Raw genomic sequence first — 20,374 nt, forward strand, 5'->3', positions numbered from 1 at the left:
AGCATCACGAGCATCACGCCCCAGACAAACGGGCCAACTATGTTTCCGCTGGATCAACGGGTTTTGGGACCGCAGGTGCTGAACATCCTATCAATGGTATCCGAGGCCTGCCAACGCTCGAGCCTAATGTCCAGCCTGCCATGCGGACCCTTACTTATCTGCGCTTTACATGGCTCTTGCCGGCCTGGGGCTGATGCCCTTTCCGATACAGTTCGGCCGGGAATCCGTGCCGACGGATGCTACACCCGAACTGCTTGCGCTGCAGCCACTTCTCGGCGGACCGTTTCTCGGGATCGCCGTGCTTAACTGGCTGTCGAGAGATGCCGAGCCCTCCACGCTCCGTGTCGATCCTGCTCGCGGATATCGTCGGCTTCGGCGCAATCGCAGCCATTTGGGACGTCGTCACCGGTGAAGCGCGAGACATTGCCAGGGTAATTCTGGCTATCCATCTGCTCTTCACATCGGCCTTCGTGGGCGGCAGCCGCTCGCGGAGGCAACTCTGAGGTTCTACACTGGCGCCCGCTCCCCAGCGCACTGCTCCCCACAACCGCTCGGCCTTACTCAAACTGTTGGTCCTCTATCCCCTTCGGATAGCGATCGAGCGTCAAGTTCAACTGGATACCGTGCTCGAGCCACGCCTTCAGCCCCGCAAGCAAAAGCGTGAAGCCTTAAGTGGAATCGGCAACGTAGCGCGTGAGCTTATCGGCATCTCCCGTCCATCCGGACTCCTGCACGCGTAGGGAAGTCGTGCCGTCCGGAACGGATTGGAACGTCCATTCCACAGTCGTCGGGCCGCTATAGCCAGGCCATTCAATCACCGGTTTCCAGCCTTCCGCTGCCTTTGCTGAACCAGAATTTTGTCGTAATGTCCGGATTCACGATCGCTTCGAACACCTCCTCGACCGGCTTGCGGATGAGCATTCCGGTCTTGGCGATTGGTATACCATTAGGAACGCCTGGATTGACACAAGGCGCCGGGAAATGGCTTAAGCCACGCGGGCGAGTCGGCCGGCGTGACCAGGAGTCCTAACTGCTGCCCTCGCCGGCCGATGCGGATTTCCTGCCGGTCAGCCGCAAGACGAATTAACATCAAAAGCTTCTAGTCGAAAAGTCTATCTTTTCCGGTTCATTGGCTTTGACGTCGGCCGGACAGCATCGCCAATCAGAATGCCGGCTTCCTCGGCCGCTTCGCGAAAAGCCTTGCGTGCAGCTGCCGCCTCGCGCTGCCCTTCCAACTTCTCCAGACAGGCTTTGCGTGCCGCGCGGGCTTGGCTGTATCAATTTCTTTCGGCCATCTGAAGAGCAGCCATTCGGCCGCCTGGCGGGCGCTGGAGATGTTCTGTCGCTGGCCGCGCGGGGCCTTCACCGTCACGAACTCGTTGAAGGGCCTATCGTCAAGCCTAGCCATACCGAACCCCCAAACGGGCGCCGTGCCCCAACGCTATCGCGTCTGGCGCGTTCCCGGCAACTTAGCCTTTTGGAGGCAGCCTTGATCGAGTTCAGATGAACGCAAGAAGCCCGTCGCATCAGGGACGCGGCGGGCCTCTCGTTCCAAGGGTGACTGGTGGCCATGGAAAGGCCCCTTGGACGCTAGAAAACGGCGAACCCGACCACGTTGTTCCATTAAATCACTCGCCGTTTCGCAGCCCTTCATTTCATCCAAAGGGAGTGACCGCATACACGGTTTGGCAAAATGAAATCGTCGGCTCGCAGCCATATACTCTGATCGTTACCATACGCCCCGTGTATGGTATATGGCCGGCGCACATCCCCTCTACTCGCTATTCCACGGCGCGCCGGCCTTTTTCTCGTGCAGTAGCGGGAACCAAGTCTGGGCGACCGCATTAGGGATACTGGCGCGAGGCTGCCCTTATCCCCTACTTCTCCACTCGCTTCGCGCTATGCTCTGGAAAGAGCTGGTCCCTCCGACCGGCTCTTTCTATTTTCTATTTTGCCGGGACAACAGCTCGGGGATCGCCGATTACAAGCCGTACGTGAGGTGGCGGAAATCGGCTTATCCGGCCAGCGCCAGGCCGGCAGCTATTCCCCCCTGCGCAGCGCTTTGGCGGTATCCGGCCTGCAATCCATGTGCCGCTGCTTCTTGCGGTTGTTGGCTTGCGAGAACAGCCGACCCATCAGCTTGATGAACATCGACACTGCATCGTCGGTGAGCTTCTGGCCGAGCTTGATGACCTGCGCCACGATCAAAGCGTGCCGGCGACTCGCATTGAAGTCATTGGCCAGCCATGCCGGGGTGGCGTTCCCCTCACGGATAATCTGGTCCCACGGTCCAGACGATATGCGCGCCTGCAATTTCGCGTCGATTTCCAGCTTGCGCAGGAAGGTAATGCGTTCTGTCAGCCCGACCAGGTTTGATGCACCTGGCGCTTCGGGTGCCGAGCGCAGCCAATGAAATCGCGTCTGGCCAATCGCGGGATCAACCTCCAACAGCCTGTCCAAATTGAAGCGTATCGACCGGAATTTCTTCGATGAGCGCTCTTTCTGCCCGTCGACGGGCTACGCCGATTTACAGCCAGAATTCTTCCACGCCCTTGCGGCCGTCGATGCGCTTGCCGTCGGGCGGCAGCACGGCGGCATCCTCGGTGTACATCTGAGCCAGTGCAGCAGCGTTTCCGCTGTTGTAGGCCTCCCTGCCGTTTCGATGTCCTCACGAGCCGACTGGTCGGTCGCAGACATTACAGACGAAAGAAGCAGCACCGCGACAAAGCAAATGATTTAAACAGTTTCATGTCGCCCCCTCCCCATTCCTACGATATTGGTCGGATTCTTTTTTTGCTCAAAGAGGCCGCCTAGGCGGGGGGCGCTAGGCGGCCCGACCGCTATCGAGGGGTGAGGGTGGGGTTAGATAACGGGTAACGAAATGTATCATATTGAACACCTGAAGCGACGTTGAGTAGGTTGCAATTGGGTCTACTAGCTGTCCGCGGGCCGACTGGCCCGGCTGTTTGATTGAGGGCCCTTTCCAACCAGCCGGGCCGATCTTACTGGGCTGGAGCATGACGGCCGAGTTTTGGCGCTTTGGTTTACGGTTGATGCGGGAGGACCCCGTTTAAAGCTTTCCACTGCGATGGGCGGATGCGACCTTTGTGCCCGCGTGATAACATGTGATTGGGAGAAACGGCGGTCGCGCCGGAAGCGCCCGCACGCCTCCTTATTCACTTTGGGAGGTTCACATGGCTTACTACGTAATACTCGCGAATTTTACCGATCAGGGCGCCAAGGGGATCAAGGATACCCAGAAGCGTGCCGCGGCTTTCAAGGAGATGGCCGCCAAAAGCGGGGTCACGGTGCACTCGCTTTTCTGGACGCTCGGTCAGTATGATGTCGTCACCATCGCCGAAGCCGATGACGACATTGCAGCGACGGCGCTAACTTTTTCGGTCGCTGCGATGGGCAATATCAAAACCCAAACGTTAAGAGCGTTCGACGCTGCCGATATGGCAAAGATCACCGCCAAGATGGCCTGACTTGGCTGGTTCAGTTTCGATTGGCCGGTCATTAACCAAACCAGCGCAGGCTCGTGGACGACCAAAAGGCCCGGCACTCCCGCCCTGTGCCGGGCCTTCTACAGTCAAAGTCCGAACACGGGATAGTTCCTGCAAACGGAGGCTCGGTTCACGAGCGCGGGAACGTCCACACCGCCCCACCCGTTAGCCGACAACCCGCTCAACCCGCTCGAGAGGTGACGCTGTGCTGCCGATTCACACAAAGAGCAACGCGCATCCGTCGATACGCGGATCTCTTGGCGGCAAAAAAGGCCGCCGAATGCGTCAACATGCCGATCGCCTTTGGTGACAATGGACCGAAAGACGTGACCCAATCCTGACTTCCCGGATCGATCTTCCTTCCCGTGAGCCGACATTGGATTAAGCCAGCGCTCATGACCAGGTTGCGGACGGTTTAAGGAGCGATTTATAGTTCTGACGCGCTCGATGCCGGGATCGCAAAATCCCGGCATCGCTCATAGTCATTTCCTGATGCTGGAGGTGACGGACTGGATGACTTCCGTCGCCATATTGAATTCCTTGGTCCGGTTCTCGATCCCGTGGCGCTTGGCGATGTAGTCGAAGTCGCTGTAGGCGGCATAAACCGACCCGTCGGCATCCTGATAGACAACCACGCGCACCGGCCAGTCGAGTGCGGCCTTGGGGTTTGCAGTGATGAAGGTGGTGCCGAGCGCCGGATTGCCGAACATGACGAGCCGCGACGGCTTCACTGTGTTGCCGGCGGCATTGCCGAGCTTGGCCTGGTCGATGACGCCGAAAAACATGATGCCTTTCGCGGCGACATCCTTCTTTATGCGCGCCACCGTCTCGGCAACCGAATAGTCGCTCTTGACGGCGATGACGCCTGCCGACGCGGTTTCGGCGTTCGCCTGCATTGCGAGGGCAGTTCCGGCCAGCGCCAAGGCGAGCGTCGTGGCCGCAAGTATTGATTTTATCGAATCGATCATTGCTCTTCTCCGTGGGTGAACCCGTCCGATGCGCGGGCCGTAGGGAAGGATGCTGGAGAGCGCGGCGGATGGATAATGCCGTTCGCTGCCCGTTTCGATGAACGCGGCTTATGGCTGGACGCACCGCGGCGGGGCAGGACTCTGCAGTTTGCTTAGCTGTTGAGCGATCGTAGGGGCCTGGCAAGGACGATCGCCGCGATGAGAGCCAGAACCAGGATGGCAACGCTGGCGGTCCAGCCGAGACGGTCGTAGACCTGCCCGATGACGAGGCTGCCGACCAGGCCGCCTGAATAATAGAAAGCGAGATAGATGCCGCTTGCAGCCGCCTTGTCGCGCTTGGCAGTGTGGCTGACATGGCCGGTCGCGATCGCCTGGGCGAGGAAAGTGCCTATTGCGATCACCGCCATTCCGGCAAGCACGACTGGCAGATGCGACGTAAGCAGCGCCAGGAGACCGGCGATAGCGAGGCCGAGCGTCAATCCGATGCCGCGGGCCGCACCCAGCCGTCCGGCGACCCGCCCGGCCAGCGGGGTCGTCAACAGTGAAGGCAGGAACACGAAATAGACGAGGCCGAGCGCCATCGGCGACAGCGCCAGCGGCGGCGCGGCCAGTTGGAAATTCACATAGGTGAAGGTGCCGATGAACACCAACAGGATCAGGAATCCGACGGCGAAACTGCGCCTCAGCTCGCTATTCATCAAATGAGCGTTCCAGGCCGAGCCGGCGTGCGCCTGCCGGCTGGCGCCGGTCATCATACGTTCGGTTTTCTTCAGCGTCAGCCAGACCAGTATCGCACCGGCTATATTGAGCGCGGCGAAGGTCAGGAAGTTGACCGAGATGCCGAAACTGTCTGCGACGGCCGCAGAAAGGATGCGTCCAAAGAAATTGCTGGCAACGTTGCCGGTGACGTATGCGGCCAGCGCGCCTGCGGCCTGCGCGGGCGAGGAATGTTCGGCGAGATAGGCTACCGTCAGCGTGAACGCCGCCGACATGAAGAGCCCCTGCGCGATGCGCAGGAGGGCAAAGACCGTGATGTTGTCGGTCATCGACAGAAGCACGGTCGGAATGGAAAGCAGGACGAGGCTAACCCAAATGCCGTTGCGCCGGTCGATGTTGCGGCCGAACAGCGCGATTGCCAGCCCCGCTATCGCCATGCCGAAGGTACTGGCATTGACCGCGAAGCCCATCGCTGCACGGCTGACTTCGAACTTCTCGACCAGTGAGGGCAGGATCGCCTGGGCTGCGAACAGGTCGACGAGCGTGAGGAATGCGATCACCGCGATAACGCTAAAGCGCATGCTGTCGCCGGCTGCCATCCGAAGCCCGCCGGGCAAGATCTCTTGGTGATTCGTCATTGGATTTCTCCGCAAGCCATGGACGTTCCCGGGAGGGCCGGGAACGTCGGCGAGGTGCTCAGGAGCGGGAGGGCTATCCGATCACATCGTGTCGTGATCGTCCATCTCCGGCGGCAGGATGTCGGCCGAATAGAGCACGGCAGGAACCGAACCGTTGTTCTTCCACCAATGCGCGAGCTGGCCGAACTCTGCCGTCGCTTCGCCGGCCTTGTGCTCGATCGCCACCTTGCAGGTGTTGCTGTATTCGCTGATCGCGCCTTCGACGACCAGGATGTTTGCGGGGCGCGCGGAGTGCTCGTGCCACGGTACGACCCCGCCAGGCTGCACGACGAGCTTGCGCAGACGGAACATGTTGCCCTTCCAAGCATCGCCCTTCGGGCTGAGGTCGATCGTGCTGATGACCTCGTCGGTGACCCCTTCCGGCGCGCTCGGCATCGACTGCACGGCATTAGTGGCGACCTGGTCGGCGGGGCATTCGCCGGCGTAGGCGGGTGCTGCGGAAAATGCCGCGGCGGAGGCCAAAAGGCCGAACGCCAAAGCGAGATGCGTCGGGTTGTGGTGGACGATGGATTTCAAAAACATTGCGGTTTCTCCTTGTTGAGCCCGGCGCTTGGAACATGCGGGGCATGGAAGGAGATTGGCCGTTCGCGCCGCCTTAGCGAAATGCCACCTGCTTTTGAATTCGATAGCCTGAAGCTATTGCGCGCCTGAACGCGTGAGCGGATTCACGGCCGCAGACTGGGACCGCCGGCGGCCTCTGCTCACGCCGCGGTGCGACGTGCGGGCGCCATCGAGCCGCCCTCGGCCCAGCCATAGGATTTGACGGCGCCGATGAAGGTCGACACCGCCGGAGAGAAGCGGCGCCCGGCGACGGTGACCAGGCACACATCGCGGGTCACGTCCGGCTCCGACACCGGCCTTATCTGCAGGCCGGGTATCACAGCCGTGTATTCAGGCAGGAAACAGATGCCAAGCCCGCCGGCGACCATATTCTGGATCCAGTCCTCGCGCTCGCTGGAATAGGAGATGTGCAGCCGCACGCCCTTCGATGTGCAGATCTCCGACAAATGGTCCCAATACTCGCAATTGACGCGCCTGAGATAAATCTCGCCGTCTATCGCGGTGATCGGCACGACGTCGTGCTGGGTCAGCCTGTGGGCGGTCGGAAAGGCCAGCATGAAGCGCTCGCGAAACAGCGAGGTCACGTCGAAGCGTTCCGGGAAGTTGTCGCTCGAAGACATGATCGCCACGTCGATTTCGCCGGCTTCGAGCAGGTGCGAGAGCCGGCCCGGCACGCCTTCCACAAGTTGCAACTGAATGCCCTTGTGGCGCATGTTGAAGTCGGCGAGCAGGCCAGTGAAGCGGCGCGGGCCGATCGTGCACATGATGCCTACCTTCAGATGCGCGTCTTTCAGGCAGAGGAACCGCGACGCCTCCTGCCGCACCCCTGTCAGTTCATCAAGTATCTGCTGGAAGCGCGGCCTCAGCAGCGCGCCGAGGTCGGTGATATGGGTCAGGTTGCGCTCGCGCCGAAACAAGAGGCCGCCGACCTCGTCCTCAAGCTGCTGCACGGCCCGGCTCAGCGCCGGCTGGGTCACGTTGCATCTCTCGGCGGCGCGCGTGAAGTTGCGCGTTTCGCAGACGGCGAGAAAGTACCGGATGTGATGAATGTCCATGCCCGCCCCCTTCTGGAGCCTGATCCGTTCCGAACCTCGGAATGAGGCTCCGATCCATTTGCTAGTCGCACGACCTTTCAAAAAAGTCTGCGACAGGGATCATGCTCTAACGCGCCCGCGCCCGGTTGAACCAATGCAATGCGCGTATGGATTTGATACCACACCGGCATTTCATTGTTGAGCCGCTATCGCTCACGGTCTCCGAAACAGCCGCATCACGTGGCGACCCCAAGGAGACCAAACATGCTCGACGTCGGCACACCCGAAACCAACGCGCTGGCGCAGCGCCGCCCCCTGGAGGGCCGCACTGCGATCGTGACCGGCTCAACCAGCGGCATCGGCCTGGGCATCGCCCAGGCTCTCGCCCGGAACGGCGCGGCGGTCATGCTGAACGGCTTCGGCGATCCAGTGGAGATCGAGGCGCAGCGCGCGGCGATCGCCGAGGAGAACGACGTCGACGTGGCCTATGATTGCGCCGACATGTCGAATGCCGATGCCATCCGCATGATGGTCGAGCGCGCGGTCGCCCGCTTCGGGCAGGTCGATATAGTGGTCAACAATGCCGGCATTCAGCACGTCGCGCCGATCGGCGAGTTTCCCGCCGCCAAATGGGACCAGATTCTGGCGATCAATCTGTCCTCCGCCTTTCACCTGATCCAGGCGACGTTCGAACCGATGAAGGACCGCGGCTACGGCCGCATCATCAACATCGCATCCGCGCATGGGCTGATCGCGTCGCCCTTCAAATCCGCCTATGTGGCTGCAAAGCACGGCATGGTGGGCCTGACCAAGGTGGTGGCGCTCGAAGGCGCCGAGCACGGCGTGACGGCGAACGCCATCTGCCCCGGCTATGTCTGGACGCCGCTGGTCGAAAAGCAGATCGAGGACCAGGCCAAATCGCACGGCATCGCCCGTGACGCCGTAATTCGCGACGTGTTCCTGAAGAACCAGCCGACCCGGCGTTTCGCCACAGTGGAGGAGATGGGCGCGCTGACAGCCTTCCTGTGCAGCGACTGCGCCGCGTCCATCACCGGGACGGCCCTGCCGGTCGACGGCGGCTGGACCGCTCACTGAAACCATTTGGGCGATCGCCGCAGCCATTCCCGAGGAGGGAAACATGAACACTCATGCCGATATCGTAAAGCTGGCCGGCGGCCGGACGGAAAGGACGGGCGCTGCCGTTGCTGCGCGCCCGCAAAAGACGATCAACCTCGCGCTGCAGGGGGGCGGCGCCCACGGCGCCTTTACCTGGGGCGTTCTCGACCGCCTGCTCGATGAGGAGAACCTCTCCTTTGAAGGCGTGGTGGCGACCAGCGCCGGCGCGATGAATGCAGCCGTGATGGCCTATGGCCTCGCCGAGGGCGGCAATAGGGGCGCGCAGACGGCGCTTGCCAATTTCTGGCGGCGCGTCAGCCATACCTCATCCTTCAGTCCGCTGCAGCCGAGCCTTTTCGATCGCATCACCGGCACGCGCTCGCTGGAGAATTCGCCGGCTTTCCTGATGTTCGATCTGGTGACGAGGCTGATGTCGCCCTACCAGTTCAATCCGCTGAACTTCAATCCGCTGAAATCGGTGCTGGAGCAATCGATCGACATCGAGGCGGTGCGCCGCAACCGCTGCACCCTCAAGCTCAATATCTGCGCCACCAATGTTCGCACCGGCAAGGTCAAGGTGTTCTCGAATGATGAACTGTCGGTCGACGCGATTATGGCGTCGGCCTGCCTGCCGTTCCTGTTCCAGGCCGTCGAGATTGATGGCGAGGCCTACTGGGACGGCGGCTACATGGGCAATCCGGCGATCTTCCCGCTCATCTATTCGGCCGAGACACCCGATGTGCTGATCGTCCACATCAATCCGATCGAGCGCGCCGAGCTGCCGCACAGCGCCATCGACATCCTGAACCGCATCAACGAGATAAGCTTCAACTCATCGCTGCTGCGCGAAATGCGCGCCATCGCCTTCGTTACCAAGCTGATCGATTCTGAAGCGGGCAAGGGGCTCGACCTCAAGCGCGTCTACATCCACGGAATATCCGACGACGAGACGATGAAGAAGCTCGGCGTTGCCAGCAAGCTCAATGCCGACTGGGGTGCGCTGACGGAACTGCGCGACAAGGGCCGCCAACGCGCCGACGAATGGCTCGAACGCCATTACGGTGAGATCGGCGAGCGGTCGACCGTCGATATAGAGAGCCGCTATTTGTAGGAGTTCTCCCGCTCCGCAAGCGGTTCGCTCGAGCCCGCGCTTGCCCCCTCCTGGGCGCGGGCTCTCCAACCCCTCCGGCCGCCCCTCCGGAGGGGTTTTTCATGGCCTGCACGCGACACATTCGGCGCGCCTATCGAAACCATGCGGAGAGGGCATTTCAGTCAGGCACGACAATCAGGGAGAGTTGGAGCCAGACGGGCCGACGGCCGGTCTGAACCAACCGCAAACCCAGGAGATGACATCATGATCAACACCAAATCGCTCATCGGTTCGGCACTCGCCGCCGCCACCACGCTCGCCACCACCACTGCCTTCGCCGGCCCGGCTGCCCAGCCCGATTTCTCGTTCGAGAAGTGCTACGGCGTGGTCAAGGCCGGCCAGAACGACTGCCAGACCGCAACGCATTCCTGCGCCGGCACCTCGACCGCCGACAACCAGGCGGATGCCTGGATCTACGTGCCGGCCGGGACCTGCGGCAAGCTCGCCGGCGGCGCTATCGAGCCCAAGGCCTGACCTGTTCCAGCCAACGAGCAAGGAGAAGACCGATGCCCAGGAAGCTTCCCATCCTCCCGATTCCGCAAGCCGCGGGCATCGGTCTTCGCTCGGCGCACATCGCCGAGATGCTGAGCCGCCGGCCATCGGCGGGTTGGCTGGAAGTCCATGCCGAAAATTATATGGGCGACTCCGCGGCGGTCTCGGCGCTGGAGACGTTGCGCCAGACCTACCCGCTTTCGGTCCATGGCGTCGGCCTCTCGCTCGGCAGCGCATCCGGAATCGACCGCGCCCACCTCGAACGGCTGCGCAAGGTCTGCGAGCGCTTCGAGCCGGACCTCGTGTCCGAACACCTCGCCTGGAGCGTCGCGGACGGCGCCTATCTCAATGACCTGTTGCCACTGCGCTATGATGAGGCGGCGCTAAAGATCGTCGCCGCCAATGTCGATCTCATCCAGGAGAGACTGCAGCGGAAGATACTTATCGAAAACCTTTCCGCCTATATCGAATTCACCGGCTCGACGATGAGCGAAGCCGAGTTCCTGGCCGAGCTCGTCAAGCGTACCGGCTGCGGCCTGCTGCTCGACGTGAACAACGTCTATGTATCCGCCCACAATATCGGCTTCGACGCCGCCGAGTTCATCGATATGCTGCCGGCTGAGGCGATCGGCGAAATCCATCTGGCCGGCCACGCCGTCAACAATGTCGGCGACGACGTGGTGCTGATCGACGACCACGGCTCACGTGTTCCGCCCGCAGTTTGGTCGCTCTATGCCAGCGCGATCGAGAAATTCGGTCCGCGCCCCACGCTCATCGAATGGGACACCGACGTGCCGGCGCTCGTTGTGCTTTTGGGCGAAGCGATGTGGGCGGACATGCTTGCCGCCTCGATCGCCTTCGGCAAGCGCAAGGACACCGCGGTTCCGGCGGCGCCAGTTCGCTGCGCCCCGGGCATAGTGCTGCCTTTCGAACGCGATGGCTCGCAGCTCGGCATGCCGGTGCTCGCGGCTTTCGCGGCGGTGAAGTCGATGCGCCAATCCGGGGACCATGCATCGGGGAGGAATCGCCATGTTGTCGCTTGAACGCCTGCAGAATGCCGTCGCGCAATCCGTGCTCGGCAAGCCGCATTTGGGCCTCTCGTCGCTTGTCGAAGCGGGCCGTGCTGATCCATGCCGGCGGCTGCGCATCTACGAGAACAACACGCGCGCCTCGCTGACGGCGACGCTTACAGCCGTGTTCCCGGTCACCGTTCGCATGGTCGACGAGCGTTTCTTCCGCTATGCCGCGAGCGAGTTCATACGCCACAATCCGCCGGCGGAGCCGCGGCTCGTCCGCTACGGGGCGGAATTCCCAAATTTCCTCAGGACTTTCGAAGGCCTGGCCAAAATGCCATTCGTCGCCGAAACGGCGGGGCTCGAATGGGCGATCGCCGAGGCGCTCGACGCGGCATCCTTACCGCCGCTAACGCTTGCGGCCCTGGACGGCGACGTTTCGGGAGCGACCCCGGAACTGGCGCTCCAGCCGTCGCTTCGCCTTGTCATCTCGCACTGGCCGGTGCTGGCGATCTGGGCTGCGCACCAGAACGGAGGCCGTCCGGACCATGCCGACCGGTGGCAGCGCAGCGCCGAGCGCATCGCGCTCTGGCGGCAAGGCGACAACATCCGCTTCGTGCGCCTCACAAGCGCGCAGTTCTCGTTCCGCTATTCCCTGAAGATGGGACTTGGCCTGGAGAAGGCCGTTTCCCGCTCCCTTACCCATGAACCGATGTTCGATCTACTCGCCGCGCTGGTCAGCCTGTTTCAAGACGGGCTGGTGACCGGCATCCGCTTCGACCGCTGACCAGCACAAATGGAGAATCCGATGACCATGACGCAAGACATGCCCGCAAGCAGCGGCCGCAGTCTCATTGCAGCCTATCGCGGCGTGCTGAACCTGGCCGGCCGCGTGCCCCTCTCGCTTATCCAACTGGCCGGCCGCATCGCGGTCGCCCTGGTGTTCTGGCAATCGGCGCAGTCCAAGCTCGCCTCCTGGCCGGTGACGCTGCAGCTCTTCGCCTTCGAATACAATCTGCCTCTGATCAGCCCGGCAATCGCTGCGCCGCTCGCCACCGCCGCCGAAATCGTCGGCGCCGCGCTGCTTTTTCTCGGCCTGTTCGCGCGCATCGGCGCGCTTGTGCTGCTTGGCGTCACTGCCGTCATCCAGATCTTCGTCTTTCCGGGGCATTGGGGCGAGCACCTGATGTGGGCGTCGCTGCTTCTGCTGGTGTTCTCGCGCGGCGCAGGCGTCATATCGTTGGATCACCTGGCCGACAGCTATTTCGGCCGCCGAGCCTGACCGATGCTGCGGGAATCCATCGGCGACGCGGTCATGACCATTGCAGAACTCGACAAGCCGCAAAGCAAAGCCGTCGCCGAACCGACACGACGTCCGCGGGTCGTGATCCTGGGCGGCGGCTTCGGCGGTCTCAATGCGGCGCTCGGGCTGCGCAACGCTCCCGTCGACGTCACCATCGTCGACCGCCGCAACTACCATCTGTTCCAGCCGCTGCTCTACCAGGTGGCGACGGCCGGCCTGTCGCCAGCGCAGATCGCCATGCCGATCCGGCGGATTCTGGCCGGCCAGAAGAACGCCACGGTGCTGATGGAGAAGGTGGAAGGCGTCGACACCGGGTCGCGAACCGTTCTGACCGCCAACAGGCGTTTGCCCTATGACTACCTGATCATAGCCACCGGCGCGCGGCATGCCTATTTTGGTCATGACGACTGGGAGAATACCGCCCCCGGTCTCAAGACCATTCCCGACGCCACCGAGATTCGCGGCCGCATCCTGTCTGCATTCGAAAAGGCCGAGGTGACCGAGGATCCGGAGCTGCGTCGGAAGCTTCTCACTTTCGTGGTCATCGGCGGCGGCCCGACCGGCGTCGAACTCGCCGGCGCCATTGTCGAACTCGCTCGCAAGGCGATCGTCCGGGATTTTCGCAATATCGATTCCTCGACCGCGAGGGTCGTGCTGGTCGAGGCAGACAAGCGGCTACTCACGGCGTTTCCCGAGAAGCTTTCGGACTCCGCCAAACGCCAGCTTGAAAGACTGGGCGTCGAGGTGAAACTCGGCGCTGCCGTCGCCGCATGCGACGGAAATGGAGTAGCCCTTTCCGACGGGCAGCGCATCGCTTCCGCCTGCGTCCTCTGGGCGGCGGGCGTGATGGCGTCGCGCGCCGCGAAATGGCTTGACGTCCCGTCGGACCGCGCCGGCCGCGTGATCGTCGACGACCATCTGCACGTGCCCGGCCGCGAAGGTGTTTATGTCATCGGCGACACGGCTTGCGTGAAGGGAACGGACGGTCGGCCGATTCCGGGCGTTGCGCCCGCCGCCAAGCAGATGGGCCGCTATGTGGCCGGCCTGATCAGGGCGGGGCTTGCCGGCAAGCCCGTCGCGCCTTTCCGCTATTCCGATTACGGCAACCTCGCAACGATCGGGCGCAAGGCAGCGGTCGCCGATGTAGGCCGCTTCCAGTTCAGCGGCTTCCTCGCATGGCAGTTGTGGAGCTTCGCGCATCTCTGGTTCCTCGTCGGCTTCCGTAACCGCATCGTCGTCTTCCTGGACTGGGCCTGGGCCTATGCAACATTCGATCGCAGCGCGCGTCTCATTACCGAACGCCGCGACCGCTAGCCCGCGCCTCCCGCGTATCGGGCTGGGCCGGGCAATGACGGCCCTGCTTCTTGTCGCGGTCATATCTACGGCCGCTTCCGTGCATCTCATCTGGGAGCGTACCGCCGCGCGCAACGTGGAAAAGATCGTCGCCAGCCTCGACGCCCAGAGCGCTGATACCGTGCGCAGCGAACTGACCTCGACCCTCGCCGTCGTGGCGGGCACGGCCGAGATCATCCGCTCGATCCTCTTTCAGGGAACGATCAAGGCCGATGACGAGGTGAAGCGCGAATTCCTGTTCCTGTCGCTCCTGCGCGAACAGCCGGCAATCGGCTGGATCGGATTCGGCTTTCCCGACGGGCGGTTTTTCGGCTCGCACGCGGCGGCAGGCGGCAAGATCGAGATGGTCGAGATCGGTCCCGGCACGCCGGGCAAACCGCGTCCGCTACGGCGCGACGTCTACCAGCCGATCCCCGGCGACGTCATGTTCGAGCAACGCATTCACGGTGAGACGGCCTATGTTGCGCTCGGAGCCCCCTGGTATCGCCGTGGGATGGCCGCGCACGAGCCCGTCTGGACCGTCGTCGACGTTCTGCCCAACGGTTTCGAGCCATCGATCGTCGTCTCCAAACGGGTCGAGCTCTATGGCAGATATCAGGGCGTCGTCATGGTTGCCGTGAGCTTCGCCAATCTGTCGGAAAGGCTGCGCGGTCTGCGGCTATCCGGTCACGGGCGGGCCTTTGTGCTGGGTGGCGGCGACAAGGTTTTGGCCGCGTCCGACGGACCGGGCGGCGTGATGCCGGCACATCTCGGCGATTTCCCACAGGACGATGCCCTGGCTGCGGCGGCGCATGAGGCGATTTCGGCGACCAAAGAGCATGAATTCCGCACGCAGGTCGATGGCGGCGATGTCGGCAAGGTCTTTGTCTCGTCCTTCATGCTTCCCTTCGAGCAATGGCGTCTTCTGACCGCGATTCCGCGTTCGGCCTTCTCCGGAGAGATCGACCGCAACACGCAGCGCGTTCTACTCGCTGTCGGCGGCCTGGTCGTTCTGGCTGCGGCGACGGCGGTGCTGTTTTCGAACCTGCTTTTCGCGCGGCCAATCCGCGCGCTGGCTGGTCAACTGCGCGAAATCGAGCGCTTTTCGCTCGATCAGGTGCGCCACGTTCCAACATTCCTTGCCGAACTCAACGATTTTTCCGAAGCGCTGAAACGGATGGCTGCCGGCCTGTCGGCTTTCGCCAAATACATGCCGCTCGACGTGGTCAGGCCGCTCGTCGCCGGCGGGTTTGAACCGGCGCCGGGCGGGAAACTGGTGGAGGTGACCGTCATGTTCGCCGACCTGCCGGGCTTCACCGAACTCACCGAGCGGCTCGGCCCGGATGTCCAGCCGCATCTCACCAATTTCCTGACGCTCGCCGTCGAAGCCATCCATTCCGAGGGTGGCACCGTCGACAAGTTCATCGGCGACGCCGTCATGGCGATCTGGAACGCACCGACGGCTGTGCCGGATCACGCGCATCGGGCATGCCGGGCGGCCGCCGCGATCCGGGCTGCGATGCATGCGCTCCCCGCCGTTTCGCCAGACCACGGCGACATAAGGGTGCGCATCGGGGTCAACACCGGCACCGCGATCGTCGGCAATGTCGGATCTATCGAAAGGCTGAGCTACACGGCCATCGGCGATACGGTCAACATAGCCAGCCGCCTGGTCGGCGTGGCCAAGGAATACGGGGTCGAGATCGTGCTCAGCGACATGACCGTCGCGCATGCCGGCGGCCGCCTGCTTTCTCGGCCGCTCGGCGTCGCCAACCTTCGCGGGAAGGCTGTGCCGGTTACGGTGCATACCCTCTCTCCCTGAACGAACCCACTCGACCATGGAGGATGGTCATGCAGATGATGACTTTGACGCTCGCAATGCTTCTCTGCTTCCAGCTCAAGCACTTTGTCGCCGATTATCTGCTGCAGCCCGGCTGGATGTTGCGCGGCAAGGGCGATCTGCGCTGCGCCGGCGGCTATGCCCATGCGGGCCTGCATGCCTTGGGTTCGCTGCCGGCCTTGCTCATCGCCGGACAAGGGCCCGCTGTGATCGTGCTCCTGTCTGCCGCAGAATTCGCGGTCCACTACGCGACCGACTACACCAAGGCCGGGTTATCGGCGCGGAGCCATGCGGGTCCCAACACGCGAGCATACTGGGCACTTCATGGCGCCGATCAATTCGTGCATCAATTGACCTACGTCGGTCTGATCTTCTTTGCGGTTGCCTCGCCGCGGGGATTTTGATGTAGCGCCGCTCGATGCCAAGTGAACGGCCGCTTCAGGAAATGGCAGCGGATGTCGGCAAGTGTGGGATGAGCTCGCCGATCGCGAGATCCACTGCGAACCTTCTGCTCACGGAGCTCTCGAGGCCACAGTTCTCAGCTTTGCGCTCGCTTTGAGCGCGTCACCCATGCGGCTCGCGCATTGTATCGATCGTCATACGGCATTTCATCGGTCAGAGATCGTCAGGCAAGCTCCGAACATGTGACCTCACGTGGTGAATAGAACTGGAACGAAGTGTGTCGGACGGGGATCGGTGTCATGGTATCATGGGCTCTCATTGCTAAGCTGGTATCAGCCTTTCGCGAATTCGTTGCTCCGCAGTACCGGCCCGAACTGTACTACATGCGTGGCCCCGGGCCGGCCTGCTCGCGTCGCGTGAAATCGCTCGATCGCCTGCTGCATGACGCTTGAGACCATCAGCCAGATTAGTGATGATGCTGCCGCACCGGCAATCACTGCTACTATTTCGCTGCCAGGCCAGCCGCAGCAAGGGCTTCCGGAGCAGGCGTGACGTGCGCATGCGGCTTGCAGTAGTTTGGAATGATAGCCCGATAGCCGAGTAGGTGGCCGATCGGGGCTAGAGACCGAGCGCCACTCGTTGGAATGCCGGAGGAGGCTGCGTGAAGACGATGACGTCGGCGAACTCCCTCGCAATCACTGCTGCCTGAAGCGGAAAGGGTCTTCCCTTCTTGTCGACCAAGCCATCGTTGGCTAGTCCGAACAACATGCCAATCGGGAGTTCGAAGCGATCTGGATTGAATGGCTCCGCGCCCTTTGCCCGTTCGACTTCGACCAGCACGTGGACTTCGTCAGTGGTGCTGCTGTTCCACCAGTCATGCACGACCCCTGCCTCTACAGTCGCGGATTGCCCAGGTCCGAGCGACAAGGGGTCAGGACAAGAGCTGTTCAAAATCTTGCGTTAAGGGCGAACGGATCGGGAACTCTATGCTGCTCGACGGATTGGGGTAGGCAGTCTGAGCGGTCGGAAGCCTTCTGGCATTTGATGCTCTGCGTCCCAGGTGTAGATGCCGGTCAGGTTGATGTGCTCCCAACTCAACGGCGAGACGTGCTTAAGCAGATGATCCGGAATCTCGCGACGTGCACTGCGCAAGTGGGTGACGGCCCGCTCTATGTAAACCGTATTCCAATGCACGATCGCGCTGACGACGAGATTGAGGCCGGATGCGCGGAACGCCTGGCTTTCGAATGACCGATCGCGGATCTCGCCTCGCTCATGGAAGAACACGGCGCGCTTGAGTTTGTGTGCCGCCTCGCCCTTGTTGAGGCCAGCTTGACAGCGACGGCGCAGTGCCGGGCTTGAGTACCATTCAATCATGAAGAGGGAACGCTCAATGCGGCCGAGTTCCCGCAGCGCCCTGGCGAGTTGGCTCTCCTTTGGCGATGCCGAGAGTTTCTTCAGTATCGTCGACGGCACGACAGATCGCGTGGTGATCGACGCCGCCAAGTGAAGAAGATCGTCCCAGTGGTCGACTATCAGGGCGGAGTTGATCGGAGCACCGATATGATTGGCGAGCGCGGGATATGCTTCCCCTTTCTCGAACGTGTGGAACTTCCGGTCTTTGAGATTGCGCAGACGAGGTGCGAAGCGTTTGCCGATTAGGGCGAACAGGCCGAAAACGTGATCGCTTGCGCCACCGGTGTCGGTAAAATGTTCTTGGATATCGAGGACCGTGTCCTGGTCGAACAGTCCATCGAGCACATAGGCGGCTTCGCTCTCAGTCGGGCTGATGGGAAGTATGCTGAAATAGCCGTATTGATCGGACAGGTGGCTGTAGAACTTGGAACCGGGCTCACTGCCGTAGTGCAAGTTGATGTCGCCACGCTTTGCGGCTCTGTCGCTTGCGCGGAAGAATTGGCCATCCGACGACGAGGTCGTTCCGTCGCCCCAGAGCCGAGAATGCGGGTGCCGGGCATGCGCGTCTGTCACGCACACTTGCGCCGCGCGATAGGTCTCTGATCGGGCATGGAATGTACGGATCCAGCCGATCTGGTGCGCGCTGATGCCCTTGGACGCGCTCGCCATTCGCTTCGGCCCAAGGTTGATCGCATCCGCCAGGACTCCCGCCAGCATGGCCGAGACATTCCTAGGCCTGTCGCCCGTTCGAACATGCGTGAAGCAGTCCGCAAATCCGGTCCACTCGTGCACCTCTCGCAGGAGATCCGGTACTTCGACCAACGGATAGAGCTCGCTGATCTCGGAGTTCAATTCTTCGGCCGTCGCCGGCACCTCACCGGCATTCGGCGTGACGATCAACGTTCCCCCTTCAAGACGAACACCTTCAAGCTTTCCGGAACGCGTTCTGTGCGCCAGCCGCTTCAGGTTGAAGTCGAGCATCTGCCGCGCTTCCGTTAGCCACACGGCGGCATCACCTTGTACGCCCAGTCCGAGACGATCCTGCTCCTTCATTGTGATGAACGTTGATCGTGGCATCAAATGCTCGTCGATCGGCCGGAAGGATCGGCTGCCGTCGACCCAGATGTCAGCGGATCGAAGCCTGTCTCGCAATGCCGCTAACGTCGCAATCTCATATAGGCGGCGATTGGGCTTATCCTGCCCGAATATCAGCTTCCGATCTGTCTGGCTGAGGTGAGTGACTGGGACGGTTTCCGGCAATGTCCGACGCTTCTCCGAGTAGAGCCGCTTCAGCACCCCGACCGCAGCAAGAAGCGGGTCGTAGCGGCACGCCGAACGGAACGTGAATGCCTGCAGGAAGACCCCGGCGTACTTGTTGACGGTCGGATATTGTTCGGCTGCCACGGTCAAGGGTGATGCCTCGCTGACCTCGACCAAGGACTCGAGCTCCGGCTTCATCCGAAGCAGCCGATGCCAGCCAACTTTCTGGTCGAGAACCTCCAGTACATTCCGGCCGTAATCGTTCGCCGATTGCAGCGCCGTGGTGGTGTCGAGGAACATCCGCAGCGCCTTGGTGGCGTCCGGCCGGCAGTCCATGTGCCGCTGCTTCTTGCGGCTGTTGGCTTGCGAGAACAACCTCCCCATCAACTTGATAAACATCGTCACGGCATCATCGGTAAGCTTCTGGCCGAGCTTGATGACTTGAGCCACGATCAAAGCGTGACGGCGACTGGCGTTGAAGTCGTTGGCCAGCCACGCTGGCGTGGCATTGCCTTCGCGGATCATCTGATCCCAACGTCCCGAAGAAATGCGGATCTGTGGTGCGGGGTCGATCTCCAGCGTCCGCAGAAACGTGATCCGCTCGGTCAGTCCGACTAGATTCGACGCGCCAGGCGCTTCTGGCGCTGATCTCGGCCAATGAAAGCGCGTTTGACCGATCGTCGGGTCAACCTCCAACAGCCCGTCCAATAATGCAAGCCGATCAGCTGGTACCGCTTCGATCAGCGCCCTCTCTGCCCGTCGCCGGGCAATGGCCCGCGCCGCGATCCCCATCCGCTCAATGATGGTGGCTGCCGGGAGTAGCGAATTTCGATTGCGGAACTCCGCTACAATGGCGCCAGCCATCGAAGCACCCGCGTCTGTTGTTGAGGCCATCTCGATTGCCGACAGCAATGCGGCACGCCGATCTTCGGCTGTTGCGTTTCGCTTCTGCAGATAACCCAGAAGGTGAGCAATGTGATTGCTGCGGGTTTCCTCACGACGGGCATATAACCTGAATGCGGTCGAGCTTGCGCCTACTTGCCTGGCAACATAGTCGAGCATCGCTTTCGGCGGAACCTCGTTAGGTAACAGTGGCCGGCCGGGGTAGCGCATCAGGCAAAGTTGGATCGCAAAGCCGAGCTGATTGTGTTCACGGCGCCGTAGCTGGATTTCCAGCAAATCGGCCGGCGAAAGAGAATAGTGGCGGATCAGACTGTCTTCATCGACCGGAATGTCGAATATTGTCTTTCGCTCGTGTTCTTTGAGAAGCGCTCGTCGGGCCACTTTCCACTCCACTCCAGAAAGGTCGTGGCAAAGCCTCCGTCCAAAGCGGCTTAACGGTACAGGAGGCAAATGGCGTATCCACAGCGAACATCCGGCGTTCACTCTCCGTTCGACCTTAGCGCAAGATTCTGAGCAGCTCTTGTTCTGACCCCCAACAGGCTCGTGGATCTCAGGCGCAGTTTTCTCCTCACGGGAGGTGCGGCCGCAATCGATGTTCGTACGCCTTGGGATTTTTACTGCGGTTATGCCAAGGCGCTGAGGCGGCAACCTCACGGCCGGGAC

General features: G+C 61.9%; 20 protein-coding genes and 2 pseudogenes. 13 read left to right on the plus strand and 9 right to left on the minus strand.

The features are described 5' to 3' along the window. Nucleotides 1-194 (plus strand): hypothetical protein (locus MAXJ12_RS38595; RefSeq protein WP_210160947.1); only part of this gene is annotated, 194 nt, incomplete at its 5' end. 126 nt (nucleotides 195-320) lie between these two features. Continuing rightward, a complete protein-coding gene (locus tag MAXJ12_RS38475) occupies nucleotides 321-503 on the plus strand; it encodes a hypothetical protein (protein ID WP_202946711.1) in 183 nt (60 codons plus the stop codon). A gap of 609 nt (nucleotides 504-1,112) precedes the next feature. Here the strand turns inward: MAXJ12_RS38475 and MAXJ12_RS40220 are convergent. The 3 genes and pseudogenes from MAXJ12_RS40220 to MAXJ12_RS38080 all read right to left on the minus strand — a co-directional run. After that, nucleotides 1,113-1,235, minus strand: coding sequence for a hypothetical protein (locus MAXJ12_RS40220; RefSeq protein ID WP_420492400.1), 123 nt, complete (start codon nucleotides 1,233-1,235; stop codon nucleotides 1,113-1,115). 80 nt (nucleotides 1,236-1,315) lie between these two features. Beyond that, nucleotides 1,316-1,408, minus strand: a pseudogene (locus MAXJ12_RS40225) (hypothetical protein); the annotation flags it as partial. A gap of 644 nt (nucleotides 1,409-2,052) precedes the next feature. After that, nucleotides 2,053-2,521: pseudogene (locus MAXJ12_RS38080) on the minus strand (Tn3 family transposase); the annotation flags it as partial. On the opposite strand from MAXJ12_RS38080, the gene MAXJ12_RS37195 reads away from it, so the two are divergent. After that, a complete protein-coding gene (locus MAXJ12_RS37195) occupies nucleotides 2,462-2,740 on the plus strand; it encodes a hypothetical protein (RefSeq protein ID WP_139044090.1) in 279 nt (92 codons plus the stop codon). The pseudogene MAXJ12_RS38080 and the gene MAXJ12_RS37195 sit on opposite strands and share 60 nt — an antisense overlap. A 454-nt stretch (nucleotides 2,741-3,194) precedes the next feature. After that, nucleotides 3,195-3,488 carry a GYD domain-containing protein gene (locus MAXJ12_RS28760; RefSeq protein WP_008839659.1) on the plus strand — a complete coding sequence of 98 codons (294 nt, stop codon included), beginning with the start codon at nucleotides 3,195-3,197 and terminating at the stop codon, nucleotides 3,486-3,488. Nucleotides 3,489-3,988: 500 nt separating this feature from the next. Here the strand turns inward: MAXJ12_RS28760 and MAXJ12_RS28765 are convergent, their stop codons facing one another. The 4 genes from MAXJ12_RS28765 to MAXJ12_RS28780 form a co-directional block, all read right to left on the minus strand. Next, nucleotides 3,989-4,474 carry a DUF302 domain-containing protein gene (locus MAXJ12_RS28765; protein ID WP_008839660.1) on the minus strand — a complete coding sequence of 162 codons (486 nt, stop codon included), beginning with the start codon at nucleotides 4,472-4,474 and terminating at the stop codon, nucleotides 3,989-3,991. Between the two features lie 152 nt (nucleotides 4,475-4,626). After that, nucleotides 4,627-5,829, minus strand: a complete 1,203-nt coding sequence (locus tag MAXJ12_RS28770; protein ID WP_008839661.1) for an MFS transporter — start codon at nucleotides 5,827-5,829, stop codon at nucleotides 4,627-4,629. A gap of 81 nt (nucleotides 5,830-5,910) precedes the next feature. Next, the gene (locus tag MAXJ12_RS28775) at nucleotides 5,911-6,411 is read right to left on the minus strand and encodes a cupin domain-containing protein (protein ID WP_008839662.1); all 501 of its coding nucleotides are present in this window, start codon (nucleotides 6,409-6,411) and stop codon (nucleotides 5,911-5,913) included. A gap of 179 nt (nucleotides 6,412-6,590) precedes the next feature. After that, nucleotides 6,591-7,505 (minus strand): LysR family transcriptional regulator, encoded by a 915-nt coding sequence (locus MAXJ12_RS28780; protein WP_008839663.1) that lies wholly within the window; start codon nucleotides 7,503-7,505, stop codon nucleotides 6,591-6,593. A 243-nt stretch (nucleotides 7,506-7,748) separates the two neighbouring features. Here MAXJ12_RS28780 and MAXJ12_RS28785 point away from each other — a divergent pair, with 243 nt between their 5' ends. The 9 genes from MAXJ12_RS28785 (at nucleotide 7,749) to MAXJ12_RS28825 (ending at nucleotide 16,134) form a co-directional block, all read left to right on the plus strand. Then, the gene (locus MAXJ12_RS28785; protein WP_008839664.1) at nucleotides 7,749-8,579 is read left to right on the plus strand and encodes a 3-hydroxybutyrate dehydrogenase; all 831 of its coding nucleotides are present in this window, start codon (nucleotides 7,749-7,751) and stop codon (nucleotides 8,577-8,579) included. Between the two features lie 43 nt (nucleotides 8,580-8,622). Further along, a complete protein-coding gene (locus MAXJ12_RS28790; RefSeq protein WP_008839665.1) occupies nucleotides 8,623-9,711 on the plus strand; it encodes a patatin-like phospholipase family protein in 1,089 nt (362 codons plus the stop codon). A gap of 243 nt (nucleotides 9,712-9,954) precedes the next feature. Then, on the plus strand, nucleotides 9,955-10,224 hold the full coding sequence (locus MAXJ12_RS28795) for a BufA1 family periplasmic bufferin-type metallophore (RefSeq protein WP_008839666.1): 270 nt from the start codon (nucleotides 9,955-9,957) through the stop codon (nucleotides 10,222-10,224). Nucleotides 10,225-10,256: 32 nt separating this feature from the next. Then, on the plus strand, nucleotides 10,257-11,285 hold the full coding sequence (gene bufB, locus MAXJ12_RS28800; RefSeq protein ID WP_008839667.1) for an MNIO family bufferin maturase: 1,029 nt from the start codon (nucleotides 10,257-10,259) through the stop codon (nucleotides 11,283-11,285). After that, entirely contained in the window at nucleotides 11,272-12,042 is a 771-nt protein-coding gene (locus MAXJ12_RS28805) for an HvfC/BufC N-terminal domain-containing protein (protein WP_008839668.1), read from the plus strand. Before bufB ends, MAXJ12_RS28805 begins: the two co-directional genes overlap by 14 nt. A 21-nt stretch (nucleotides 12,043-12,063) precedes the next feature. After that, nucleotides 12,064-12,537 (plus strand): DoxX family protein, encoded by a 474-nt coding sequence (locus MAXJ12_RS28810; protein ID WP_008839669.1) that lies wholly within the window; start codon nucleotides 12,064-12,066, stop codon nucleotides 12,535-12,537. 33 nt (nucleotides 12,538-12,570) lie between these two features. Beyond that, on the plus strand, nucleotides 12,571-13,872 hold the full coding sequence (locus tag MAXJ12_RS28815) for an NAD(P)/FAD-dependent oxidoreductase (RefSeq protein WP_040588580.1): 1,302 nt from the start codon (nucleotides 12,571-12,573) through the stop codon (nucleotides 13,870-13,872). Nucleotides 13,873-13,906: 34 nt separating this feature from the next. Next, the gene (locus MAXJ12_RS28820; RefSeq protein WP_008839671.1) at nucleotides 13,907-15,712 is read left to right on the plus strand and encodes an adenylate/guanylate cyclase domain-containing protein; all 1,806 of its coding nucleotides are present in this window, start codon (nucleotides 13,907-13,909) and stop codon (nucleotides 15,710-15,712) included. A 29-nt stretch (nucleotides 15,713-15,741) separates the two neighbouring features. Beyond that, nucleotides 15,742-16,134 carry a DUF3307 domain-containing protein gene (locus MAXJ12_RS28825; RefSeq protein ID WP_008839672.1) on the plus strand — a complete coding sequence of 131 codons (393 nt, stop codon included), beginning with the start codon at nucleotides 15,742-15,744 and terminating at the stop codon, nucleotides 16,132-16,134. 616 nt (nucleotides 16,135-16,750) lie between these two features. Here MAXJ12_RS28825 and MAXJ12_RS39275 read toward each other — a convergent pair. Together MAXJ12_RS39275 and MAXJ12_RS28835 are read right to left on the minus strand one after the other, a co-directional pair. Beyond that, nucleotides 16,751-17,014 (minus strand): hypothetical protein, encoded by a 264-nt coding sequence (locus MAXJ12_RS39275; RefSeq protein ID WP_244421637.1) that lies wholly within the window; start codon nucleotides 17,012-17,014, stop codon nucleotides 16,751-16,753. Between the two features lie 102 nt (nucleotides 17,015-17,116). Beyond that, complete coding sequence (locus MAXJ12_RS28835; protein WP_008839674.1) at nucleotides 17,117-20,092, minus strand: Tn3 family transposase; 2,976 nt, start codon at nucleotides 20,090-20,092, stop codon at nucleotides 17,117-17,119. Between the last annotated feature and the right edge of the window lie 282 nt (nucleotides 20,093-20,374).

Origin of the sequence: Mesorhizobium alhagi CCNWXJ12-2 (assembly GCF_000236565.1) — a bacterium.
Lineage (GTDB): Bacteria > Pseudomonadota > Alphaproteobacteria > Rhizobiales > Rhizobiaceae > Allomesorhizobium > Allomesorhizobium alhagi.